Source organism: Pedobacter sp. BG31, from assembly GCF_042464845.1.
GTDB classification, from domain to species: domain Bacteria; phylum Bacteroidota; class Bacteroidia; order Sphingobacteriales; family Sphingobacteriaceae; genus Pedobacter; species Pedobacter suwonensis.
Window position 1 is genome coordinate 1 of record NZ_JBHNZK010000067.1, and the last position, 352, is coordinate 352.

Annotated in this window: 1 pseudogene; it reads left to right on the forward strand. The window is 44.3% G+C overall.

The annotated features are described in order from the left end of the window. Positions 1 to 352 (forward strand): annotated as a pseudogene (locus ACFE6N_RS23565) (IS481 family transposase); the annotation flags it as partial.

Genomic DNA, 352 nt, shown 5'->3' on the forward strand with positions numbered 1-352 from the left:
GGCGGAGTCCGAAGTATTTGGCTCCGCCACGATCTTCACACCTTTCAACTCCGTTTAAAGGCATTAGAAGCTAAGTCCGCACAGGAAGGATTAGTCTTGACCGAAGCTCAGGTCGTAGCTCTGGAAAAGGCTAAAGAGGAAAAGAAAGCACATGGTGAAATAGAAACCCATCACCCTGGTTACCTTGGTGCGCAAGACACTTACTATGTCGGTAACATCAAAGGGGTAGGTCATATTTATCAGCAAACATTTATTGATACTTATGCTAAAGTTGCCTTTACCAAGCTATATGACCGCAAGAATGCATTGGTGGCAGCAGAGATGCTTAATGATAAAGTGGTGCCGTTTTATG